Source organism: Okeania sp. SIO2B9, assembly GCF_010672505.1.
GTDB lineage: Bacteria > Cyanobacteriota > Cyanobacteriia > Cyanobacteriales > Microcoleaceae > Okeania > Okeania hirsuta.
In genome coordinates, this window is the sequence record NZ_JAAHGK010000992.1 from 1 (window position 1) to 2,943 (window position 2,943).

3 protein-coding genes are annotated in these 2,943 nt (G+C 42.0%); 1 reads left to right on the top strand and 2 read right to left on the bottom strand.

Going from position 1 to position 2,943, the window contains the following annotated elements; all coding sequences use genetic code 11:
* Positions 1 to 188: 188 nt before the first annotated feature.
* Entirely contained in the window at positions 189 to 1,361 is a 1,173-nt protein-coding gene (locus F6K13_RS26425; protein ID WP_161564586.1) for a zinc-binding dehydrogenase, read from the bottom strand.
* Between the two features lie 59 nt (positions 1,362 to 1,420).
* Complete coding sequence (locus F6K13_RS26430) at positions 1,421 to 1,630, bottom strand: hypothetical protein (protein ID WP_124145638.1); 210 nt, start codon at positions 1,628 to 1,630, stop codon at positions 1,421 to 1,423.
* A 165-nt stretch (positions 1,631 to 1,795) separates the two neighbouring features.
* Between F6K13_RS26430 and F6K13_RS26435 the strand changes: the two genes are divergently transcribed.
* On the top strand, positions 1,796 to 2,943 hold a 1,148-nt coding region (locus F6K13_RS26435), incomplete at its 3' end, for an aspartate kinase (protein ID WP_287288908.1).

Below are 2,943 nucleotides of genomic sequence, written 5' to 3' on the forward strand. Positions count from 1 at the left end.
TATAAGCATTCAGCGCTCAGCGGTCAGCTATCAGCTATGAGTTATTAAGTCATTATCTAGGGTGCATCTCAATTTTGAATAAAGCCAAAAATTTATCGCTAGCTTCAATTAAAAGAAAGACGATGTATTTCAGTTTCTTTCCTACTCCCCTACTTCCCCACTCCCGTTTTTCTAAATCCTAATCTCGATCACAACACCATCACACCTTTAATATAATCCGACAATTTGTGGTCATGGATAAACGCTTGTGGTATAGTTTCCAGGGAGTGGTAACGATGTGTAATCAATGATGACACATCTATCTGTTTTTCTTCCAGCGCTCGGAGTGCTTGAGAGTAGGTTAATGAGCGTCCCTGATCGTTGAATTTTCCAGAACCTCCCGTCGCACAAACCAATGTTGTCTCTATAAATTGTAAGTTGTTTAACACGCTCAAATCTACTCCCCCATGTCCATAACCGTACATCAGAAACGTTGCTTGTTTGCGAATCAAACTAGGAATAGATTTAAAAATTAAACCATTTCCGCAAGCATCAATTACATACTCTACTAAACGTCCATTAGTCTTTTCTCTCACTGCCTCTACAATATTTACCTCTTGGGGATCTATGACATCTGCACCAAAACTTTTAACTAACTCACGCTTTCGAGCATTTGGTTCGCTGACCAGAATTAAACCCTCATATCCCAGGATATTGCGTAGGTACTGAGTAAATAAAAGTCCTCCAGGACCAGCTCCCAAAATCAGAATTGATTGCACGCGACGCTCTAACTCCTCAGCACCAATTTTATAGCGGGTGCGGGTTTTTGCCACTACATCTGATGAATGAATCATACAACCAAGGGGTTCTGTGAGGACAGCGTGGACGCTTTCCAAATCAGAATTTATTTTAATGGCATTCACAGCAGGAACTGTCAAATATTCAGCGAAAGCTCCTGGTAAACCAGTAATGCCATATTCCTGATAAATTTCACATTGGTGGGAATCTCCAGTAAGACAATATTCGCATAGAGATTTTCCCTTTTTACTCAAACAATTTAAACCCTGGTCTAGAACCACGCGATCGCCTACAGACAAATCTTGAACCTCCACACCTACTTCTTCTACCACACCCACAATTTCGTGACCTAGAATTTGGGGTTGTTGGAGTAGGGGGATAGGTTGACCATATTTATCCTTATTAAAATTGCTTTCCCCAGAAAAAATGTGAAAGTCCGAACCACATACACCAACTGCTGATGAGCGTAACAGAATTTCATGAGAACCAACTTGAGGTTTCGGAACTTCACGGACTTCAAACTTGCCAAGATCCCACAGAACGAGCGCTTGCATTGTCGCAGTTTTGTTTATTAGATTGTTCATAATGTTTTGCTCCGTCAAACTAATACAATTTTTCGGCGTTGGTGATTTGAGGTATAATATCATGTCCGGGTCAGAGTGTGATAGAACTCCGTTCCGCGCTCCGCGTTTTCAGTCCTGAATGGTACCTTGACCTGTCGCGTAACGTTAACGTGCGTTTTACGCCAGCTAAACAAAAAACTTTCTCCTTCTATTCCTCTTTCTTCTTCTTTCTTCCCTCCTGACTCCTGACTCCTGACTCCTGACTCCTGAGTAATTAAGATTAATATCATACACGCGCTTCACCAACGCCAATTTTTCTTAATGTTCTGAAATTAAAGTTATCACACCAAATTAAATATAAAAAGATACACTTTAATCAATCCGGTTTACAACTTTTAATGGAAGAATTTAAATTAATACAGTTTATATTTTAATAGTCTAATTCTCAAATCAATATGCTAATAGTCCAAAAATACGGTGGTACATCAGTCGGGTCTGTGGAAAGAATTAAAGCAGTGGCCCAACGTATTGCTAAAACAGCCAGCGATCGCTCGGTAGTAGTAGTCGTTTCAGCAATGGGAAAAACCACAGACGGTTTAGTTAAACTAGCAAACGAAATCTCTTCCAACCCCTGTCGTCGAGAAATGGATATGCTACTATCCACAGGGGAACAAGTTACCATCGCTCTGATGAGCATGGCCTTGAAAGAGTTGGGAGTGCCAGCTATTTCTCTTACCGGAGCGCAGGTAGGAATAGTCACAGAAGCTGAACATTCCCGCGCTCGTATTTTACATATTCAAACCGAACGCATAGAAGAACATCTCCAAATGGGAGAAGTTGTAGTCGTTGCAGGTTTTCAAGGTATTAGTCAGACTCGCCACCAGGAAATCACAACATTAGGTAGAGGCGGTTCGGATACTTCTGCAGTTGCATTGGCAGCAGCACTCCAAGCAGAAAGGTGCGAAATATATACAGACGTACCTGGAATCTTAACAACCGACCCCCGCATAGTACCCGAAGCACAGTTAATGTCAGACATTACCTGTGATGAAATGTTGGAGTTGGCAAGTTTAGGGGCAAAAGTGCTGCATCCCAGGGCAGTTGAAATTGCTAGAAATTATGGAATGCCATTAGTAGTTTTATCTAGTTGGAGCGATGCTCCTGGTACTCGTGTAGTTTCCCCAATACCCCAACATCGTGCTTTGCAAGATTTGGAGTTGACAAAATCTGTAGATGCTGTGGAATATGACATTAACCAAGGAGGAGTTTCTCTGTTGCACGTTCCCGATCGCCCTGGTGTGGCAGCTAAATTATTTGCTGGTATTGCCGTACAAAATATAGATGTAGATTTGATTATTCAGTCTATTCACGAAAGTAATACTAATGATATTGCCTTCACTGTCGGGAAAGATACCTTGAAACAAGCGGCAGCGGTAGCGGATGCTATACTACCTGCTTTAGGTAAGAATTCTGACCCCACTTTGGGCGAACCGGAAGTCAAAACACAAGAGCGACCTATTGCTAAAGTCAGTCTTGTGGGTGCGGGAATGATCGGACGACCACAAGTAGCAGCAAAAATGTTTGAGACTTTGGCAGCAGCAGG

Excerpts from the sequence above, each read along its gene's own strand:
- F6K13_RS26425 (WP_161564586.1), bottom strand. The coding sequence starts at position 1,361 with ATGAACAATCTAATAAACAAAACTGCGACAATGCAAGCGCTCGTTCTG.
- F6K13_RS26430 (WP_124145638.1), bottom strand. The coding sequence starts at position 1,630 with ATGATATTAATCTTAATTACTCAGGAGTCAGGAGTCAGGAGTCAGGAG.